Annotated in this window: 17 protein-coding genes; 9 read left to right on the forward strand and 8 right to left on the reverse strand. The window is 54.6% G+C overall.

Features of this window, described 5'->3' with window-relative positions:
* Window positions 1–134: 134 nt before the first annotated feature.
* Both bamA and DEU53_RS10530 read right to left on the reverse strand, forming a co-directional pair.
* Entirely contained in the window at window positions 135–2567 is a 2433-nt protein-coding gene (gene bamA / locus DEU53_RS10525) for an outer membrane protein assembly factor BamA (protein ID WP_110867002.1), read from the reverse strand.
* Between the two features lie 214 nt (window positions 2568–2781).
* On the reverse strand, window positions 2782–4191 hold the full coding sequence (locus tag DEU53_RS10530) for an MFS transporter (RefSeq protein ID WP_110867003.1): 1410 nt from the start codon (window positions 4189–4191) through the stop codon (window positions 2782–2784).
* Window positions 4192–4306: 115 nt separating this feature from the next.
* On the opposite strand from DEU53_RS10530, the gene DEU53_RS10535 reads away from it, so the two are divergent.
* Window positions 4307–5161 (forward strand): helix-turn-helix transcriptional regulator, encoded by an 855-nt coding sequence (locus DEU53_RS10535; RefSeq protein ID WP_110867004.1) that lies wholly within the window; start codon window positions 4307–4309, stop codon window positions 5159–5161.
* Between the two features lie 4 nt (window positions 5162–5165).
* On the opposite strand, the gene DEU53_RS10540 is transcribed toward DEU53_RS10535, so the two are convergent.
* The gene (locus tag DEU53_RS10540; protein ID WP_110867005.1) at window positions 5166–6158 is read right to left on the reverse strand and encodes a glycosyltransferase family 32 protein; all 993 of its coding nucleotides are present in this window, start codon (window positions 6156–6158) and stop codon (window positions 5166–5168) included.
* Window positions 6159–6495: 337 nt separating this feature from the next.
* On the opposite strand from DEU53_RS10540, the gene DEU53_RS10545 reads away from it, so the two are divergent.
* Complete coding sequence (locus DEU53_RS10545; RefSeq protein ID WP_199559710.1) at window positions 6496–7203, forward strand: phage antirepressor KilAC domain-containing protein; 708 nt, start codon at window positions 6496–6498, stop codon at window positions 7201–7203.
* Between the two features lie 102 nt (window positions 7204–7305).
* Here DEU53_RS10545 and DEU53_RS10550 read toward each other — a convergent pair whose 3' ends face one another.
* Complete coding sequence (locus DEU53_RS10550) at window positions 7306–7797, reverse strand: GNAT family N-acetyltransferase (protein WP_110867007.1); 492 nt, start codon at window positions 7795–7797, stop codon at window positions 7306–7308.
* Window positions 7798–8238: 441 nt separating this feature from the next.
* Between DEU53_RS10550 and DEU53_RS10555 the strand changes: the two genes are divergently transcribed.
* Complete coding sequence (locus DEU53_RS10555) at window positions 8239–9666, forward strand: trehalose-6-phosphate synthase (protein WP_110867233.1); 1428 nt, start codon at window positions 8239–8241, stop codon at window positions 9664–9666.
* Window positions 9667–9683: 17 nt separating this feature from the next.
* Here the strand turns inward: DEU53_RS10555 and DEU53_RS10560 are convergent, their stop codons facing one another.
* On the reverse strand, window positions 9684–10535 hold the full coding sequence (locus DEU53_RS10560) for a DMT family transporter (protein ID WP_110867008.1): 852 nt from the start codon (window positions 10533–10535) through the stop codon (window positions 9684–9686).
* A gap of 143 nt (window positions 10536–10678) precedes the next feature.
* On the opposite strand from DEU53_RS10560, the gene DEU53_RS10565 reads away from it, so the two are divergent.
* Window positions 10679–12013 carry a PLP-dependent aminotransferase family protein gene (locus tag DEU53_RS10565; RefSeq protein WP_110867009.1) on the forward strand — a complete coding sequence of 445 codons (1335 nt, stop codon included), beginning with the start codon at window positions 10679–10681 and terminating at the stop codon, window positions 12011–12013.
* A gap of 18 nt (window positions 12014–12031) precedes the next feature.
* Here the strand turns inward: DEU53_RS10565 and DEU53_RS10570 are convergent, their stop codons facing one another.
* Together DEU53_RS10570 and DEU53_RS10575 are read right to left on the reverse strand one after the other, a co-directional pair.
* Window positions 12032–13213 (reverse strand): FAD-binding oxidoreductase, encoded by a 1182-nt coding sequence (locus tag DEU53_RS10570; RefSeq protein WP_110867010.1) that lies wholly within the window; start codon window positions 13211–13213, stop codon window positions 12032–12034.
* A gap of 118 nt (window positions 13214–13331) precedes the next feature.
* Window positions 13332–14273: a 2-hydroxyacid dehydrogenase gene (locus DEU53_RS10575; protein WP_110867011.1), complete on the reverse strand. Its 942-nt coding sequence runs from the start codon at window positions 14271–14273 to the stop codon at window positions 13332–13334.
* 231 nt (window positions 14274–14504) lie between these two features.
* On the opposite strand from DEU53_RS10575, the gene DEU53_RS10580 reads away from it, so the two are divergent.
* From DEU53_RS10580 to crtB, 5 genes are read left to right on the forward strand one after another with little or no spacing between them, the layout of a single operon-like run.
* Entirely contained in the window at window positions 14505–15410 is a 906-nt protein-coding gene (locus DEU53_RS10580) for a polyprenyl synthetase family protein (protein ID WP_110867012.1), read from the forward strand.
* Window positions 15411–15424: 14 nt separating this feature from the next.
* Window positions 15425–16702 (forward strand): glycosyltransferase, encoded by a 1278-nt coding sequence (locus DEU53_RS10585; protein WP_110867013.1) that lies wholly within the window; start codon window positions 15425–15427, stop codon window positions 16700–16702.
* The gene (gene crtY, locus DEU53_RS10590; RefSeq protein WP_110867014.1) at window positions 16702–17868 is read left to right on the forward strand and encodes a lycopene beta-cyclase CrtY; all 1167 of its coding nucleotides are present in this window, start codon (window positions 16702–16704) and stop codon (window positions 17866–17868) included. The genes DEU53_RS10585 and crtY overlap by 1 nt, the downstream gene beginning before the upstream one ends.
* Window positions 17865–19346, forward strand: a complete 1482-nt coding sequence (locus DEU53_RS10595; protein ID WP_110867015.1) for a phytoene desaturase — start codon at window positions 17865–17867, stop codon at window positions 19344–19346. Before crtY ends, DEU53_RS10595 begins: the two co-directional genes overlap by 4 nt.
* Complete coding sequence (gene crtB / locus DEU53_RS10600) at window positions 19343–20272, forward strand: 15-cis-phytoene synthase CrtB (protein ID WP_110867016.1); 930 nt, start codon at window positions 19343–19345, stop codon at window positions 20270–20272. The genes DEU53_RS10595 and crtB overlap by 4 nt, the downstream gene beginning before the upstream one ends.
* Here the strand turns inward: crtB and DEU53_RS10605 are convergent.
* Entirely contained in the window at window positions 20211–20744 is a 534-nt protein-coding gene (locus DEU53_RS10605) for a sterol desaturase family protein (RefSeq protein WP_101761117.1), read from the reverse strand. The genes crtB and DEU53_RS10605 overlap by 62 nt on opposite strands.
* Window positions 20745–20924 lie beyond the last annotated feature (180 nt).

A 20924-nucleotide genomic window follows, 5' to 3' on the forward strand; every position in this document is an offset into this window, starting at 1 on the left:
AACAACGATATTGGCGAACACTCATTCCTTAAGCATTTCACGACTACTATTTTACCCTACTGGCTATTTTATTCTGTCTTCACCGTTTAAAGATAATGTAAAACTCCTCTCAACCTTTAACGGATTAAATACATCTACCAGGTTTTTCCGATATTAAACTGGAACTGCTCCGACTTATCGCCCTCATATTTTTTAATCGGCAATGCATACGAAAACACCAGCGGACCCAGCGGCGACTGCCATTGCAAGGCCACGCCGCTCGACACGCGAATCTGGCTGGGATCGCCGTAATCAGGAATTCCCGCCGCTTTGGTGGCTGCGGTATTCTGCCAGCCGGTATCCCACACGGTGCCGGCATCAACAAACAATGAAGTGCGCAGCGCATCGGCATAGCGCTCGCTGATAAACGGCGTAGGGACAATCAGCTCCGCGCTCACCATCGCCATCGCATTACCGCCCACCGCATCATCCGATTTCTCCACCGGGCAAGCACCGTAACTGCTTTCGCTGCCGCTGCAGCGGTAATAGGCGGCTTTTGGCCCGATGGTGTTGGAGGAGAATCCGCGTACCGAACTGGAGCCGCCGGCATAGAAGTTATCGTAGAACGGCACTTCTTTGCCGCCTAAACCGTCGGCGTAACCGGCTTTACTGCGGCCCATTAGCACCCAGCGATGGTCGCTGCTCAGCGGCAAGTAGCCATTGGCGGTCAGCGTGCTTTTGTAATAGCTGTTGGTGGAACCTGGAATGGTCACTTTGGTGTTGAAACCGGCGCTCACGCCCGAGGTGGGGAAGAAGCCGCGATCCAGCGAGTTGTAGCTCCAGCCAATGTTCCAGAAGAAATCGTTGGCGGTAAATTTGTCCGCCACGGTGGCATCGTCATCGTCGTCATTGCTGGTGATGACTTTTGGATGAATGCCCTGCGAACCCAGATAGCGCCACATTGCTACCTGCGGCGCCATATTGCTGACGCGGTTATAGACGTAATCCAGCCCGCTGTTCACGCTGCTGTTTTCGCCGATTGGGAAACTCAACGTGCTACTCGCGCCGAAGCTCTTCAGTGTGTATTCGGAAAGATCGTTATCTTCCGCGCTGTAATCGTTGTAGAACAGTTTGCCGCCAAGACTCACGCCATCCACGGTGAAATAGGGATCGGTGGCAGCGATTTCGACATAAGTTTGATAGCTGTTTTTCGTGCCGCTAAAACTCACGGTATTACCGGTACCCATCCAGTTATCCTGGCTGACACCAAGCTGATAACTGATGCCGCTGTCGGTGCCGTAACCCAGTCCAACGTTGAAGGTGCCGGTATTGCGCTCCTTCACTTTGTACACCACGTCCACCTGATCCGGGCTGCCCGGCACGCGCTGCGTATCAACATCTACGCTTTCGAAATAACCGGTACGATTAAGGCGCGCCTTGCCCTGCTCCACCTGATTGCTCGCCAGCCATGCGCCTTCCATCTGACGCATTTCACGACGCAGCACCGCATCTTTCGAGGTGTCATTGCCCGAGAAACGCACCTGTCGCACTGAGAAGCGCCGCCCGGCATCGACATTCACGTGTAGCTGCACGGTTTTATCGCTGTCGTCTATTTCCGATTGCGTATTCACCTGCGGGAACGCATAGCCGTAACGACCGAGCAGGCTTTTAATCGCCTCTTCGTTTTGGCTGATTTTTGCCCCGCTGTATAAGCTGCCCGCCGGCATGTGCGCCAGTTTTTCAATTTCGGCGGAATAGCCGGCCATATTTCCGCTCAGCGTTACGCCGCTAACATGATAAACATCGCCTTCATGAATATTTATCGTGACGTAAATATGCTTTTTATCCGGCGTTAAACTGACTTGTGTGGAATCGAGGTTAAAGCGTGCGTAACCGCGATCGAGATAATAACTGCGTAGCGTCTCTAAATCGCCCGAGAGTTTCTGTTTCTGGTATTTCTGATCGGCGATCAAATTCCACCACGGCACATCGTCGCGCAGCTGGAAATGCGAAATCAGTTCATCAGCGGAAAAAGCGTGGTTCCCGACAATGTTGATCTGCTGAATTTTCGCCGACACGCCTTCGGTGAAAATAAACTTCAGATCGACACGGTTGCGCGGCAGCGGCGTAACGACCGCTTTGACGCTGGCAGTATATTTCCCGGCGCTGTAGTAGAAATCTTCCAGCCCTTTTTCCATATCCGATAGCGTGGTGCGGTCCAGCGCTTCACCTACGCGCACGCCCGAGGCATCAAGGTTCTGCTTGAGCTGATCTTCTTTAATCGCTTTGTTACCAGAGAATGAGATGCTGGCAATCGCCGGGCGCTCTTTGACTTTGATCAGCAGCGCATCTCCGTCACGCAGCACCTGCACATCGTCAAAATTGCCGGTGGCGAACAGCGCGCGGATGCTGTTGCGAATATCATCATCATTGACGCGATCGCCAACACGCAGCGGCATATGCAGCAACGCCGCGCCGGGTGCGACGCGCTGAAGCCCAGCAAAGTGAATATCCTTTAGGGTGAAATCATCTGCACCAAAGGCAGTGGTGGTTACCATTAAAAGTAACCCGGTTAACATCTTCTTCATCTGTTGTGAGCCTGCCGTTTTTCCTGTGCCTGATTCAAGCGCCTTGCTTCCGCACCACATAAAAACGGGCTGAACACGCGGTTCAGCCCGTTAACTGCGGCGATATGTTCCGGAAAAAAGACCGCTGAGCCAAAGGTAAATTCAGCGCGACTCGCGGATTTTCGTTTGTTTTACAATAAGCTGCATCGCTCCTGCCAAAATCTCCGCATAAGAATTACCCTTCTGCCGTTACCGGCTGAAACGTACGGCGATTGAGGCTGGTGAAGATCACCAGTAATGCCATCATTACAAGCTCAACGCCGAGCGTACCGGTGATCGCCGCCAGATGATTGCCGTGCGTATAAATCTGCGTGAATACACCGCCCAGCAGCATCGGGCCTAAACCTAACGCCGATTGCTGCACCGTCGACAGCACCGCGCTGCCCGCGCCCGCCTGATGATGCGGCACGCCGCTCATGCCAATGCGGTAGAAGGTGCTGACGATAAACGACTGACCAAAGCCAATCAGCACCGTGGCGGGAATTAGGGTGAAAATACCGACCTGCGGCCAGGCGAGTTGCAGCGTGGCGATAAGGGCCACCAATCCAACCATCTGAATACCGCAGCCCATCAATAAGGCGCCGCGCTTACCTAAACGCTCGACGATGCGCGTGGATTGCATCGCCCCGATAAAATAGGCCACGCCAAGCGCGATAAACGCATTCCCGGATTGAAACGCCGTCAGCCCTAAACCGGCCTGCAGCGTCAGTGCCACAGAGAACATAAAGCCGCTCCAGCAGGAGAAGAACAGCACCGCCAGCGTCAGGCCAAAACGCACGCTCGGCAGACGCAGTAGTGAAGGCGGCAACAGCGGCGCGCCGTTGGCCGCTTCCAAACGCAGCGAACTCTGGCGCAGACGATGCAGAAACAGCGGGAACAGCACCAGCAGCAAGATGCACGGCCACGACCAATGCAGCAGCGGACCAAGCGCCAGTGCCAGCATCAGGCAACCAATCGCGCCCGCCAGCAGCAAGGTTCCGCTAATATCCACCGGTACGCGCTGCGTGTTCTGCGTCTCCGGCACAAAGCGGCGCGCGGTGATCAGCACAAACAGGCAAATTGGCAGGTTAATCAGGAAAACGCTGCGCCAGCCGTAGCCGCCGATATCCGCTTTGATGAGAAATCCGCCCAACACCTGACCGATGATAAAGGCCAGCCCGCCAATGCCGCCATACAAACCGATGGCGCGCGCATGCGCTCTGCCCTTCAGCGTGATGTGCAGCGTGGCGAGGATTTGCGGCACGATAAAGGCCGCGCCCACGCCTTGCAGCGCGCGGGCAAACATCAACAGGCCAACGCTGTTGGCGATGCCGCATAATAAAGATGCAATACCGAAGATCCCTACTCCGGCAAGGAACACGCGACGGCGACCGTAGTTATCGCCGAGCCGTCCGCCCATCGCCAGGCAGATGGCAAAGGCGATGCCGTAGACCGCGACGATCAGCGCCAGCTCAATCGCCGTGGCCTGCAGCGTGTGGGCCATCGCGTCTAACGCTACGTTAACGATAGAAAAATCAATCATGGGCAGCAGTTGCCCGGCAAGCAGGACCATCAATCCTGTGCGTTGAAGTTGCGATGTCTGCATCGGTTTTACCTTGTTTTTGCTGTCAGTACGGCATAGCATCACCTAACCGTTAAACGGGTACCAGTTCTTGATTATCATGGTATAAACACTACCCGTCTTGTCGAAGGATCTGCTTATGAGCCTGGCATCCGCGCCTGTTACCACCGAACAAAACAACCGCAAATTACTCGGCACCTTTCTGCGCACGCGCCGGGAAAATCTCGATCCTAACCGGCTCGGTTTACCCCGCATGCGCCATCGCCGCACGCCGGGTTTACGCCGCGAAGAAGTCGCGCAGTTAGCGGATGTTGGCGTGACCTGGTATACGTGGCTGGAACAGGGACGCGATATCAAAGCCTCGCCGAAAACTCTGACGGCGATTGCTAGCGCGTTGCAGTGCAACGATGTGGAAACGCAGCACCTGTTTTCGCTCGCCGGGCACGCATTGCCCTCGGTGCGCGTGGTAGCCGCCTGCTGCAAAATTGCCGCGCACAATCAGCAGATGCTCGATGCGATCCAGTTACCGGCGATTATTGAGACGCCGCGCTTTGATATTATCGGTTACAACGCCGCGTGGTGTGCCTTGATGGGCGTGGATTTAGCCGAAATCGCGCCAGAAGATCGCAACTGCATCTGGCTGGCCTTCAATCACCCAACCTGGCGCAAAGCACTGAATGACTGGGATGAAGTGATGCCGCAGATGGTGGCGATGTTTCGCGGGCAGATGGGCGAGCACCTTGGCGATCCGCACTGGGAAAGCTTTCTAGCTCGCTTGCTGAACAGTTCAGATGAGTTTGCGCACACCTGGCAGCGCTATGAATTGGGCCAGGTGGAGAATCGCGTTAAACGTTTTTACCGCGACGAAGTGGGTGAAATGACGCTGCGGCAAAATAACTGGTGGTCCGCGTCACGCAACGGCGATCGCCTGCTGGTATATGTGCCGGACGATGAAATCAGCGCCGCAGCACTCCAGCAGTTGATCAATCCGTGATGCGTTATGCCTTGCTCGTCAGTGCCGGAACCGGTGTTTGCGGGTGGGCGCCCTTCTGGCTGTTTAACAGAATCTGACCCAATAAGCTGTCTTTGTTCACCACGCCATATTTCAGGTTGGTGTCGAGATATTTACGATCAAATCCCGTCAGTTTGGTCAGCGGCGGCAAGACGGCCGGCAGACGATCGACCATCAGCATGCGGCTCAGCTTCACCGGACGCCACTCCACCAGGCTTTGATACAGCAACGCGCTGGCTTCGCATTTACGCAGATAGAAGTTGTACTGATTGTTCTCACGCAGCGCCTGCTGCTGCGCGATATATACCACCAAATAATCCGGTGGCGTGATGCCCTGAACAATGGTTTCGTAATTGGGCAGCGCGAGCAAACGACGGAAAAACTCGTCGGCGCCCACTTCAACAATCGGGCGGAAAAAGTGCAGCCAGCGCGCAATAAAGGCGTTATTTCTCGGGGCGGCCAGGAACCAGGATTCAATCACCGGATAGTCTTTATCCAGCGTCGAACTGTCGCGATAAAAGGCGATCAGGTCATAACCATCGTCAACATTCACCGCCAACAATTCGTCCATCGTGCGGTTGAGAATGATGGTGGCATCCATCCAGATTCCGCCATAGCGATACAGCAGTTCCAGCCGGATTACGTCACTTTTATGTGAAGGGCGCATATCCTGATGCACGAAGTGCAGATCGGGCAGATAGTGCTGAATATTCAGGTTATTGATGACGGTTACGAGATAGCCGGGATTTTCGCGCACGATTTTATCGACAAAAATCTGCACTTCTTCCGGTAGCGTTTCACTTTCCCAGTACATCCAAATCTGACGCGGAATGGCAGCAGGCGCGGTCTGGCGTGCAACTAAATTGATATCCTGCTCTGCGGCAGGATTGTAATCGGGCAGCGTTCTGCGTTTGGTCAGTTTTTTTTCCGCCAGTAAACCTAACGAAACCAAATGGGTTTTAAATTTATTCTTTTTCATCGTTTCTCCAGCAGCACAGCCGCCAGTTAACTACTTATTGCTGTTAAAAAAGGCACACATCAGCCCTGCACCTAATGCTGCAGAAAGCCGACAAAAGCCCGGAAAATTGGCTCAAAATTATCAAACAGCACTCAGCGCGACAATTTAATAAACCGCTAAAACCTCACTTTAAGAGAATACGTAGAACGCCGGGTGTGCGGGATCTGGCTTTGTGAAACGTTACGCAAAGCCGAACATCTTAAGTGAACGGTTAAAAATAATACTGGATATATAAACAGTATTGTGTATACTTATTCAACAGCCACGAGGCTGAGTAAGTCTGCAAGAGGTGATAATGATGATGATCTCAACGGAAAGTCTGTCTGCTTTGAATGCATCAATGATGATGAGCAGCCGCGAAATTGCCCATTTCACGGGCATTACGCACGGCGAAGTGAAGCGCCTGGTGAAAAGCCTGGAAACTGCACAGCGTCTTTCCCAGCCTTTGACGGTGAATCTCTATGAGCATCGGGGTGAAGTGCGTCAGGAGTTTCATCTTAACAAGCGCGATTCATTACTTGCCGTTGCCCGGCTTTCGCCTGGCTTCACTGCGGAATTACTCGATCTCTGGCAGCAGCGTGAACAGTTTACCTATCTGCCTGATTTCACCAATCCGGCGGAAGCGGCCCGCGCCTGGGCGGAGCAATTTGAGCAGCGCCGTGCGGCTGAGCAGCAACTTGCGTTGTCGGCCCCTAAGGCTGAATTTTTTGATCGCTTTGTCGAGATCGAAGATTCGCTCGGCTTTCGTCAGCTGTGCAAGATGTTGAAGGTAAAGGAAACTGAGTTTCGTGAGTTTTTGTTAGAACGCAACATCATGTATCGCGAAAAAGGCACGCTGGCACCGCAGCAGCACCATATACAGGCGGGATATTTCACCCTGCGCTCCGGACGTGGCGAGAATCAGCATGCTTTCTCCCAAGCGCGTTTCACCGCCAAAGGCGTGAAATGGGTGGCCAGTTTATGGGCGGGACATCTGTCGGCTCAGCCGAAAGGTGTGGCTGCATAAAGTGTGCGCAGGTGTCGTAGCGGCGTAATTTATTGCGCGATAAATCGCGCCGCCAGGGAATGTGCGATCATTGAATGCTTAGCGTTATATTTACCTGTTGAATTACAGTTTCATCAGCATCTCATGCCACGCCATGCCACCGTGGTCTGACTCAGACGGTTTGATGTACTGATAGCCCCATTTTTTATACAGCTCAACGTGCTGGGTTTTGCACATCAGATGAATGGTTCGCTTGTCCATTTTCTTCATCAGCTCGATAAACTGGCGCATCAGCAGCGACGCATAACCTTTGCCCTGATAAGCGGGATCAAGCACCACTGACATAATGACGGCGTTGGGTGCTGCCGGATCGTGGCCGATTAACTCTTTGAACGCTTCATCCGACATTACCACCTCCCACGCACAACCGGCGTTGATAAAACCAATCACCTTGCCATCGGTTTCCAGACATAAAAATCCCTGTGGATACTGCGCAATGCGGGTAGCAATTTTTTCACGCGTGGCGGCTTCATCACCTTCGTAAGCCTCAATTTCAATCGCGTAACAGCGATCCACATCTGCCAGCCTGGCTTCTCTAAATACTAACGTTGACACGATTAAACCTCTTAGATTCCTCTATGAACGGCGGTCATTCTAACAGGCCGAATGTGTCTTTGCGCATAAGTACTCCCCTCAAACCATTAAAGTCGCCATCTAAAGTGATCAAAAAAATTAACGCCAACATTTATCCTGGTTGTAAATAAAATCTATTAAATTTTTATAACTCTCAGCGTCTTTTTTACGACATTTTTACGGGTTGGTCGGTTAGATTAATTTCATCGACAGCCCTGAAGGATTCGGAGAGGTAGCGCGAGATGAAAAGTATCGAACTCACTAATAGCGGTTCATCCGCATAACGTCAGCGGTCAACACGCACCGGTCCATTAACGCCTGTGAGCGTAAATCATGAGCGGCATGCTGCAATTTATACTGCGCCAACCTTTTTTAAATTCTCTGCCAATGATTCATGGGCAGATTAAGCAACGGGTCAAAACTATGTCAGGCTTGATTTTGGTATCACACAATCAAAATAATCACTCAACGCTTTCTAACATTTATGAAAGCATATTGACGCGTCGCGGTGGCATGAGGGTGAAATGGAGTGGCGAGTTTGAATCATTTACCACTGAACCTCATCGTGAGCTGAATTTTACTAGCGGCAAAGCATTCGACACGCTGACATTTCGCTTAACCAAAGCAGAATATGAAGAAGGTTATCATCAATATATTCATCAGGGATTGTGGCCGGTATTTCATCAGCGCCCCGACATGGCGCGTTTTTCCACCAGCAGCCAAATCGGTTATATGAAACTGAATGAAACCTATACGCGCGCCATCAGTGAATATGCCATGCCCGATGATGATATTTGGTTGCAGGATTATCACCTGATTCCCAGCATTAAAATGCTGCGCGATGCCGGCCTGATAAATCGTATCGGCTTCTTTTTCCATCAGCCTTTCCCAGCAGGACAATCTTTTGAATCGGTGCCGAACTGGCGCTATCTGGCCGATGCATTATTGTGCGCCGACTTAATTGGCTTTCAGACCACCCAAGACATGAACAATTTCACCGCCTGGATTGAATCCCGCTTCCGTTGCGAGCGTCTAACGCCTTACACGCTGCGTATCCACGGCCGTCAGATTCGCGTAGGCGTATTCCCGGTAGGCATTGATACCGTGGAAACCAGCGCGCTAGCTGAAAGCAACAGCTGCCAGTATATGGAGCAGCAATGTCGCGCAACCTTACCGGAGAATCTGATCCTCAGCGGCGGCCATTTTGACGACAGCACCGGCACGCCCTACCGCATCAGCGCAATAGAAGTTTTACTGCGTCAACACGAGGAGTATCACCACAAGTTTTCCATGGTGCAGCTGGCTTCAGCGGCGTCAGGTTACAGCCATCGCATTAAAGAGTTATCGCGCGATTTGGAAACCCGCTGTGGCGAAATGAACGGCGTGCATGGCGAGCTGAACTGGTATCCGGTGCGTTATTTGAGCAACCATTATTCACATGAAGAACTGTGCGGATTTTACCGTGCAGCGCGTGTGGCGTTGGTCACACCGCTGATAGCCGGGATGAGTTTGATGGCGAAAACCTATGTGGCGGTGCAGGATCACGCTAATCCCGGCGTGCTGATTCTGTCGCAGTTTGCCGGCGCCGCCGAACAGATGCAGGGCGCACTGTTGGTCAATCCCTACGATCCCGATGCCATCGCCGATGCCATTCATACCGCGCTTATCATGCCGCTTTCGGTGCGTCGCGAACGTCACGCCAGCCTGCTAAAAAACCTGCATCTGCATGATTGCCACAAATGGGCCGATAGCTTCATTAACGCGCTGCAGCCGCGAGAACAGGAATGCGATTTAACCCTGAAATCAGGTGCGATAATTTCGAATGGCTCTAGCAGGCGACTGCGTTATTAATCCAATATGCATGAACATTAACACGCAAATTTTCGCGAACCAATGACGCAGAGAATGACGCCAAGCGTGACAGCTATCATCAGCGGGTTGACGCTCTCGTGCAGCAACGAAGCCGACAGGCCCAGCCCAAAAAATGGCTGAAGCAACTGCAGTTGCCCGACAGCTGCAATTCCACCGATAGCGAGCCCTTTGTACCAAAAGATAAAACCTATCAGCATGCTAAAAAGCGAGACATAGCCCAGCGCAAGCCAGGCTGAAGTGCTGATGTGGTTTAGGGATTCAGGCAAGGTCAAATATGACGCGATCAACATGAAAGGCAGTGAAATAATCAGCGCCCAACTAATCACTTGCCAGCCTCCCAGCTCACGCGAAAGTTTTGCCCCCTCGGCATAGCCCAGGCCGCAGACGATCACTGACGCGAGCATAAGCAGATCACCTTTGAGTGATATAACAGCGAGATGAGAAAGCGCAAAGCCCATAACCAGCAAGCTGCCGCAGAGGGAAAAGAGCCAGAAAGCGCGCCGCGGACGTTCACCACCACGAATGACGCCAAAGATGGCGGTTGCTAGCGGAAGCAACCCGAGGAAAACGATTGAATGTGACGAAGTTACGTGCTGCAAAGCCATGGCGGTCAGCAATGGAAAACCGATCACCACGCCCATAGCGACGATGAAGAGCGAGTATAGTTGGGTGGGATCAGGTCTTTTGACCTTAAACAAGCAGATCAACATGAGCGCCAGCACACCCGCTATCGATGCACGGATGAAAGTCAGGAAAAACGGGTCGATGTCCTGAACGGCAATGCGCGTTGCCGGCAGCGATCCGCTGAAAATAATCACGCCCGCCAGGCCGTTCAGCCAGCCTGACATCGCCTCAGGACGCGTCTTTTGTATCACCACGTTAAACCTCTTTCAGTAGCTGAGTGAAGGTGACTATTTCCTTCATGAATTGACGCTGCGGAGGATAAACGCCATGATCCAGAACAATCAAAATATTGTCATGGATACAATAGATGAAAGCACGTTATAAGGATGTGGTTGACGAATATGCTGCGGCTATACGCAGTGGAGGATTGTCTGCAGGCACGCGCCTGCCTACGCATCGCGCGTTGGCTACGGAAAGACGGATCTCATTAGCAACCGCTACACGCGTCTACGCTGAACTTGAAGCAATCGGTCTGGTCAGCGGTGAAACCGGACGCGGGACTTTTGTCAGGGAAATTTCTTTGCCTCATGGCCTTGGTGTCGATCAACATGTGGTCGCAACCGATGTGGTGGACCTCAATTTCAATTATCCCGCATTGCCCGATCAGGCCGATCGCCTGCGCGATGCCCTGCGCAATCTCTCCAATGCTGGCGATATTGAATCGCTGCTACGCTATCAGCCGCATGCCGGGAAAGAGAGCGACCGGCATACCATTGCATCATGGCTTAGCTCAACCGGGATCACGCCTTCGGCTGATGACATTTTGATTGTCAATGGCGCACAGCACGGCCTTACCATAGCGGTGATGGGATTGCTGAAACCAGGGGATGTTGTGGCAGTAGACGCGTTGATTTATCCCGGCTTTAAGGCGCTGGCGGCGCTTTATCATCTTGAACTTGCCGCCATACCTGCTGGGCCAGACGGTCCTGATTTCAATGCATTAAAACAGATTTGTCAGCGCAGACGCGTCCGTGCGATTTATACCATGCCTACGTTGCACAACCCGCTTGGCTGGGTTCTGAGTGCTGCTCAGCGCAGAGAGATCGCCCTGATTGCCCGAACATTTGATCTTCTGGTAATTGAGGATGCCGCCTATGCTTATCTGGTGCCTCGTCCGCCGCCGCCAATGGCTTTTTATGCCCCTGAAAGGACCCTTTATGTAACCGGCTTTGCGAAAAATATCGCTACCGGGTTGCGCGTCGGCGCCGTCGTCTGCCCTGCTGGCATGCGTGCAGCGCTTGAGCGCGCTATTCGTGCCACTACGTGGAATACCCCTTCTCTGATGGTCTCGTTAGTGTGTGGCTGGATTAAGGATGGGACGATCAAACGTCTGGAAACACTGAAAAGACGGGATGCTCGTGAGCGCCAGTCGATCGCCCGCCAGATTCTTGCGCCCGAGGATTTTATCAGCCATCCCAACTCTTATTTTCTCTGGCTACCGTTGCCATGCGAAGTCAGGGCTGAACGGGTGGTACAGCGTTTAATCCACCAGCAGATCTCGGTATCTTCAGCTGAACCGTTCAGTACCTCAATCAATGTGCCGCATGCCATTCGTCTTGCGTTGGGATCGGTCAGCAAGGATAAACTGCGGCTTGCCGTGGCGGCGGTGAAAGAGACCATCGATTATGAAAGAGACCTATAAAAACACAGTCTCATCGCGTTATTGCGCCGCCGGGAAATTACGCTTGATGGGCGCAAACGCTTCCACGCTTTTCCCCAGCAGACGCTGCGGACGGAAATCGCTCAGCAGCTCACTTGCCGCATCGCCGATCAGCTCTTCAGCCACCAGCTTGCCAATCAATGGCGAAAGGGTGATACCGCTGTGTGTCACCGCCACATACACGCGCTGATGCGCGGTGACATAGCCCAGCGCCGGTAAACCATCGGCAGGTCTTGCACGTTGCCCCACAACAATTTGTTCAATCTGCAACTCGCCCGCATCCGCAAACAGCGCGTGATAACGCGCGCGGAATTGCGCGGCGATATCGCTGGTGATTAAGGGTGGCGCAGCAGAATCGGCTAGATGATCCAACTCTAAGGCTTGCAGCAGCAAACGTCCGCCGCCGTCCGGGCGTACGTTAAGTTGCGGAGAGATGAGATTGGCATTGAGCGATAACGGCTGCGGCGCGGTGCGCACCAGGAAACTACAAGCCACCGCGTTCGGTTTGCTGGTATCCAGCAACGCCAGATTGAGTCCCAGTGAATTTAGCAGCTGATTGGCCCAGCGTCCGGTGGCTAACACAATACGATCGCCCTGCCACTGCTCGCCATTTTCCAGCTGCAGCGTAACCCGATCGGCACTTTCACTGATGCTATTGATGCGCTGATGCTGGTACAGCACCGCACCGCGCGCTTTGGCTTCTGACCATAAGCGCGCCAGATAGAGCGCCGGATGCAGCACCGATTCTGTCGGGAAATGCCACACACTGCCGCTGATGGCCTGCGCCCGCAGCTCCGGAATATCGCGCAGCACATCTGCTGGCGACACTTCACGCGCCGCATAACCTGCTGATTGCAGCGACGTGGCACGCTGCAGCAAACGTTGCTGCGCATCGCCCACGGCGGCCCACTCCCATGTACCGCCAGTTTCCAGCCAGCGCAATCCGTTCGGCTGCGCTTGCTGCAGTTTGAGGTGCTCTTCCATCGAGAGCGCATTAAGCAGGTGATAACTGCGCGGCTGTTTGCCATTGGAGTTCACCCAGGCAAACGTCGTGCTGCTGGTGCCCGCACCAATGTGCTGCTGTTCAAAAACGGTGACTTCAACGCCCTGCAACGCTAAGGCGCGCGCCACCGCTAATCCGATAACGCCGCCGCCAATAATTGCAATTTTCTGTGCTGTCATAATGGGCTCCTGAATTAAGTGCCGATATCATAACAGCCTGGCTGAACGAAAATTGCTATCGCTAAATAGGGATTATTACGCAGGATATAAGAATTTCGTCTTAATTCGGATGCTTAAATTATACCGATGTCAGAATCTTCCCATCTGCAAAATAGGCCCGTAAATTCTCCAGCACATTATTGGTCATTTGCGCACGCGTTTCGTGAGTTGCGCTGGCAATATGCGGCGTTAACAGCACATTATTTAGTTCACGCAGCGCGGGATTAATTTTTGGCTCATCCGGATACACATCCAGCGCAGCCCCTTTAATGATTCCCTGCTGCAGTGCAGCGATCAGATCGGGTTCATTGATTACTGTGCCACGCGCAATATTGATCACTACGCCCTCTTTGCCGAGCGCCGCCAGCACCTTCGCGTTGACCAGTTGCACATTCTCTTTGCTGCCCGGCAGTGCCAGCACCAGAAAATCGCTAAAGGTGGCGAGTTGTTCGATCGTATCACAGCGCTTATAGCTGACGTCTTTCGCCGAACGCGCGGTATACGCCACTTCCATACCAAAGGCTTCGGCACGGCGCGCGATGGCTAAGCCAATCGCGCCCAACCCGGCGATGCCAATTTTTTTTCCGCTGGCGCGGCTGGAGAGTTCGACGCCGTTATTTTCCCATGCCCCGGATTTCGCAAACTGATGGTAAGCGACCAAATTACGCGAGAACGCCAGCGTCATTGTCATTGCCAAATCGGCAACATCGTCAGTCAGAATGTCGCGGGTGATGCTGACCTGAATATCGTTTTCGGCAGTGTATTTCAGGTCAATACGATCGGTGCCGACACCGAATACAGCAATGACTTTACACTCCGGCAGTTGCTCCAGCAGTGCCGTTTCCACCCCGACATCGCCGCGCGTAACAATGGCATTGATCGCTTTGCCATGCTGCTGGATAAATAGCATTGCGTCATGCTGCTCATATAAACGATGGCAATGGAAATGTTGCGTGAGCTTTTCATCTAACTGCGGCATTAGCGGCTGAATAATCAGCAAGGCAGGTTTGGTATTCGTCATTTTATTTCCGTAAGCGGTATTTATTGACCACCAGCCTAACGGAGTTATTTATGTTACGGCGTTGCTGTTACTTTTTTCGCTGATAAGATCACGCATAGTATTATTACGATGTTTACCTGGTGCGTATGAAGGCGCACGCTACAAAGTCAAGGCCCTCGCTGGCAAACTTACCTTACGCAGTCTACGGTTAATCAAAAAGCATAATAATTTCATCAACCATGGATAGCCATTATGACCACCCATGTCGATAGCACAGCGCATCAGACAAGCGAACTGCTTCAGCTGCAGCAAATTTTACAGGCGCATCTCGAACATTTACTGCCTGCAGGACAGCAAAGCGATCGCGTGCGTGCCGCGATGCGTGCCGGTACGCTGGCGCAGGGCAAGCGCATCCGTCCTTTATTACTGATGCTGGCAGCGCGCGATATGGGTTGCGAGCTGACGCAAAATGGCATTCTCGATCTCGCCTGTGCCGTGGAAATGGTGCACGCGGCATCGCTGATTTTGGATGACATCCCGTCAATGGATAACGCGCAGATGCGCCGTGGTCGCCCAACCGTGCATCGCGAGTTTGGTGAAACCGTGGCGATTCTCGCCGCCGTCGCGCTGCTGAGCCGCGCATTTGAAGTGATTGCCATCGCACCCGATTTGCCTGCGGTGCACAAATCTGAAGCGATTGCCGAACTCTCCGCCGCCGTGGGCCTGCAGGGATTAGTGCAAGGGCAGTTTCAGGATCTGCACGACGGCACCCAGAGCCGCAGTCCGGAAGCGATCGCCTTGACCAATGAACTGAAAACCAGCGTGCTGTTTCGCGCCACGCTGCAAATGGCGGCGATTGCCGCTGACGCTTCACCGCAGGTGCGGCAACGTCTTAGCTTCTTTGCTCAGGATCTGGGGCAGGCGTTTCAGCTGCTCGACGACCTCGCCGACGGCTGCAAACACACCGGCAAAGATGTGCATCAGGATCAGGGTAAATCCACGCTGGTACAGATGCTCGGGGCTGACGGCGCAGAACGTCGTCTGCGCGATCATCTGCGCAGTGCCGATGCACACCTTGCCTGCGCCTGCCATCGCGGCATCGCCACTCGCCAATACATGCACGCGCTGTTTAATCAACAGCTAGCGATGTTCAACTGAGCGCGGCTAAGCCGTTGGGCCACTTTGCGGTGATCGCGCCGCCGCTTTATAGCCACTTTCACGCGTTGCAGGCGTTAGCACAAACGCTGCTGGCGCGTGGCCATCGCATCACCTTCATCCAGCAAGCCGACGCCCGCACTTTGCTCAGCGACGAACGCATTAATTTCGTTGCAGTAGGCCAGCAAACGCATCCGGCCGGTTCGCTGGCGCCCGTGCTGCATCGGCTGGCTTCGCCGGGCGGCCTGTCGCTGTTTCGCGTAATCAACGATCTCGCCTCCTGCACCGATATGCTGTGCCGAGAACTGCCAGCGGTACTGAAATCGTTGAACATTGATGGTGTGATCGCTGATGAAATGGAAGCAGCAGGCGGATTGGTCGCAGAAGCGCTGCATCTGCCGTTTGTTTCGGTGGCCTGCGCCTTGCCGGTCAACCGTGAAGCCGGCATTCCGCTGGCGGTGATGCCCTTCCGTTATGCTCAGGATGAAAAAGCGCTGAAACGTTTTCAGGCCAGCAGCGATATCTATGATCGCATCATGCGTCGTCACGGCGACGTCATCCTCAAACACGCGCGGGCGTTCAATTTGACGGCGCGGCGCGGATTGCATCAGTGCCTTTCGCCGCTGGCACAAATCAGCCAGATGGTGCCCGCCTTTGATTTTCCGCGTCAGCAACTGCCGGCCTGCTATCACGCCGTCGGACAACTGCGCGCGCCGCTTGCGGCAGCGCCGCTCAATGCGCCCTGGCCGGCGCTGCGCCAGCCGGTGGTTTACGCCTCGCTGGGTACGCTGCAAGGCCATCGCTTCCGCCTGTTTTTGCATCTGGCACAGGCGTGCCGCCGCCAGCAACTTTCGCTGGTGATCGCTCATTGTGGGGGATTGAACGCCGATCAGGTGCACAAGTTGCAACTGGCTGGTGCAGCGTGGGTGACGGATTTTGTCGATCAACGTGCCGCCCTGCAACACGCGCAGCTTTTTATTACTCATGCCGGATTAAACAGCGCGCTGGAAGCGCTGGAATGCGGTACGCCGATGCTGGCGCTGCCCATTGCCTTTGATCAACCCGGCGTGGCCGCGCGCATTGAGTGGCAAGGCGTTGGACGGCGCGCATCGCGCTTTAACCGCGTTCATCAACTGGAGCAGCATCTGCGACAATTACTTACCGACGATCGCTACGCGTTACGGATGTCAGCGATACAGGCACAGTTGCAGCGCGCAGGCGGTTGCCAGCGTGCGGCCGACATCGTCGAACAAGCACTGTGCCAGCAACAAGTTGTGCTGGCGGAGGCAACCTGATGCGTGCGCACTACGATGTGATTCTGGTCGGTGCCGGACTGGCAAACGGTTTGATTGCGCTGCGTCTGCGGCAACTGCAGCCGCAGCTCAAATGCCTGTTGCTGGAGAGCGACGCACATCCGGCAGGCAATCATACCTGGTCATTTCATCAGAGCGATCTTAGCGCCGATCAGCTGCGCTGGCTGCAGCCGCTGATCACGGCGCGTTGGCCTGGCTATCAGGTGCGTTTTCCCGCATTGCGCCGCAACCTGGACGGGGATTATTGTTCCATCGCGTCAGGCGATTTTGCCCGGCATCTACTCGCGGCGATGGGTGACGATCTGTGGACAGATGCTGCCGTTAAAGAGGTAAAACCCACACAGGTGACGCTGGCGGATGGCCGTGAACTTGATGCGCAGGTGGTGATTGATGGCCGCGGCCTGCAGCCAACGCCGCATCTGCAGCTGGGTTATCAGGTGTTTCTTGGACAAGAGTGGCAGCTGGCGCAGCCGCACGGCCTGCAGCAGCCGATCCTGATGGATGCCACCGTCGATCAGCAAGCGGGCTATCGTTTTGTTTACACGCTGCCGCTCAGCGCCGATCGGTTACTGATTGAAGATACGCATTACGTTAATCAACCTACGCTGGCGGAGAACTCCGCTCGTCAGCACATCGCTGACTATGCCAAACAGCAAGGTTGGCGGCCTGGCACGCTGCTGCGTGAAGAGCATGGCATATTACCGATTACCCTGAGCGGCGATATTGATCGATTCTGGCAACAGCAGCGCGGCCAGCCATGCAGCGGCCTGCGCGCCGGACTGTTTCACGCGACAACCGGTTATTCTTTACCGTCCGCCGTGGCGCTGGCGGAGTTGATAGCCACGCTGTTGCCCACCGATGCCCGCACGCTCAGTCAACACATCGAACGCTTTGCCCGTCAGCAGTGGCGCGAGCAGCGATTTTTCCGCCTGCTGAACCGCATGCTGTTTTTGGCCGGTAAGCCGCAGCAGCGCTGGCGTGTAATGCAACGTTTTTACCGGCTCAATGCCGGGTTAATTAGCCGCTTTTACGCCGGACAACTTCGTCTGCATGATAAAGCGCGGATTCTGTGCGGCAAGCCGCCGGTGCCCATCGGTGAAGCGCTGCACGCGCTGTTGAATTCTGTCGAACCAGGGAAGAAAAAATGAAACGCACTTATGTGATTGGCGCAGGCTTTGGCGGCCTGGCGCTGGCGATTCGCCTTCAAGCGGCGGGCATACCAACCACCTTACTCGAGCAGCGCGACAAACCGGGCGGACGCGCCTATGTGTTTGAAGATAGCGGCTTTACCTTTGATGCCGGGCCCACGGTGATCACCGATCCCAGCGCTATCGAAGAGTTGTTCACGCTGTCGGGAAAATCGCTAAGCGATTACGTCGAACTGATGCCGGTCACGCCCTTCTATCGCCTGTGCTGGGAAGATGGCAAACAGCTCGACTATGACAACAATCAGCCGTTGCTGGAGCAGCAGATCGCTACCTTCAATCCACAGGATGTCGCCGGTTATCGTCAGTTCCTCGCCTATTCGCGCGAGGTATTCAAAGAGGGTTATCTGAAACTCGGCACGGTGCCGTTTCTGCAGGTGCGTGACATGCTGCGTGTTGCACCGCAGCTGGGACGTTTGCAGGCGTGGCGCAGCGTCTACAGCATGGTGGCGAAATTTATTCAGGACGATCACCTGCGGCAGGCGTTTTCATTCCACTCATTGCTGGTGGGCGGTAATCCTTTTGCAACGTCATCAATCTATACCTTAATTCATGCACTGGAACGTGAATGGGGCGTGTGGTTTCCGCGCGGTGGCACCGGCGCGCTGGTGAAGGGCATGGCGCGACTGTTTGAGGATCTGGGTGGCGAGCTGTTACTGAATGCCGAAGTGAGCCAGCTGGAAACCAATGAAAATCGTATTAGCGGCGTCCAGTTAAAGGATGGACGACGCTTCGATGCCGCAGCCGTAGCCTCCAATGCCGACGTGGTGCATACCTACGACAAGCTGCTACGCCATCATCCGAAAGCTAAGAAACGTGCGACATCGCTCAAGCGTAAGCGCATGAGCAACTCGCTGTTTGTGCTCTATTTTGGCCTCAATCAGCCGCATGAACAGCTCGCGCATCACACCGTCTGTTTTGGTCCGCGCTATCGCGAATTGATTGATGAGATTTTTAATAGCAGCCAACTGGCAGAGGATTTTTCACTCTACCTGCACGCGCCCTGCAGCAGCGATCCGTCGCTGGCACCACCCGGCTGCGGCAGCTTTTATGTGTTAGCGCCGGTGCCGCATCTCGGCACCGCTGACATCGACTGGCAACAGGAAGGACCGCGCTTGCGCGATCGAATTTTTGCTTATCTGGAGCAGCACTACATGCCGGGATTACGTCAGCAATTAGTGACACACAGAATGTTTACGCCGTTTGATTTTCGCGACACGCTGCATGCCCATCACGGCTCGGCATTTTCGCTGGAGCCAATTTTGACGCAAAGCGCCTGGTTCCGACCGCATAACCGCGATGCCGATATCAGCAATCTCTATCTGGTGGGTGCGGGTACGCATCCGGGCGCGGGCGTGCCCGGCGTAATTGGTTCCGCCAAGGCCACCGCTCAGCTGATGCTGGAGGATCGCGCTGAATGAATCGACAGCCTTTACTCGAGCAAGTGACACAAACCATGGCGGTGGGCTCGAAGAGTTTCGCCACCGCCGCCAGGCTGTTTGATGCACCGACACGCCGCAGCACGCTGATGCTGTATGCATGGTGTCGTCATTGTGACGATGTGATTGATGGGCAAACGCTGGGCGAAGGCGGCACGCAGCATGCGGTCGAAGATGCACAGGCACGCATGCAGCATCTGCAGATTGAAACCCGCCGCGCCTACAGCGGCGCGCACATGGATGAACCGGCGTTTAGGGCGTTTCAGGAAGTGGCGCTTATTCATCAACTGCCGCAACAGCTGGCGTTTGATCATCTGGAAGGCTTCGCCATGGATGCGCGCGACGAACACTATACGAGTTTCGACGACACGCTGCGTTACTGCTATCACGTCGCGGGCGTAGTCGGTTTGATGATGGCGCGCGTAATGGGCGTGCGCGACGAAGCGGTGCTCGATCACGCCTGCGATTTAGGGCTGGCGTTCCAGCTTACTAACATTGCGCGCGATATCGTCGAAGATGCCGAAAATGGTCGCTGCTATCTGCCGCAAGCCTGGCTCGATCAGGCGGGATTACGCGCCGATACGCTGACAGCACCGCAACATCGTGCGGCGCTGGCCACGCTGGCTGCGCGTTTAGTGTCGGAAGCGGAACCCTATTATCACTCGGCGCGGTTCGGCTTGCCGGGTTTGCCGCTGCGCTCGGCGTGGGCCATCGCGACGGCACGCGGTGTTTATCGCGAAATCGGGGTGAAAGTTCAGCACGCCGGTGTTCACGCCTGGGATTCACGACAGCGCACCAGCCGCGGCGAAAAACTGGCGCTGCTGGTGAAAGGGGCCGGCCTGGCGATCACTTCGCGTGTGGCTCGTCCGGCGCCACGTCCGGCTGGTCTGTGGCAGCGTCCTCGTTGATTTTTCTCCCGTGGCGCTGACGCAGCGTGGCTTGCAGCTTATTGAGCGGTGGCGCGTAGAGGAAACCAAACGACACGCAGCCTTCACGCCCGCGCACTGCATGATGCATGCGGTGCGCCATGTATAAGCGCTTGAGATAGCCTTTGCGCGGGATATAGCGAAACGGCCAGCGTTGATGCACCAGGCCATCGTGCACCATGAAGTAAAGCGCGCCGTAGGTCGTCATCCCGGCACCAATCCACTGCAGCGGCCACATGCCTTGCACGCCGACATAGATCAGCACGATCGCCAGCACCGCAAACACCACCGCATACAGATCGTTAAGTTCAAACTTGCCGCTGTGCGGTTCGTGGTGCGACAAATGCCAGCCCCAACCCCAACCGTGCATGATGTATTTATGCGACAGCGCCGCGACGATTTCCATCACCACCACGGTTGCCAGCAAGATAAGCACGTTCCATAACCAGATCATTGTTCGTCCATTTGTGGAAAAGGGAAATACTAAAGGTGGACGCGGATGAGCGATGGCGCAAGCGACAAATTTAATATGACCGCACTCGATAATCCGTCGACTTTACATCTCCCCACTCACTCGTTAGTATTGCCCTCCTTTCAGCAGTTAATCGCCGCTGCGTAAGCGTTAACGTCAACC

The organism is Pantoea sp. AG1095 (assembly GCF_003208415.1).
GTDB classification, from domain to species: domain Bacteria; phylum Pseudomonadota; class Gammaproteobacteria; order Enterobacterales; family Enterobacteriaceae; genus Pantoea; species Pantoea leporis.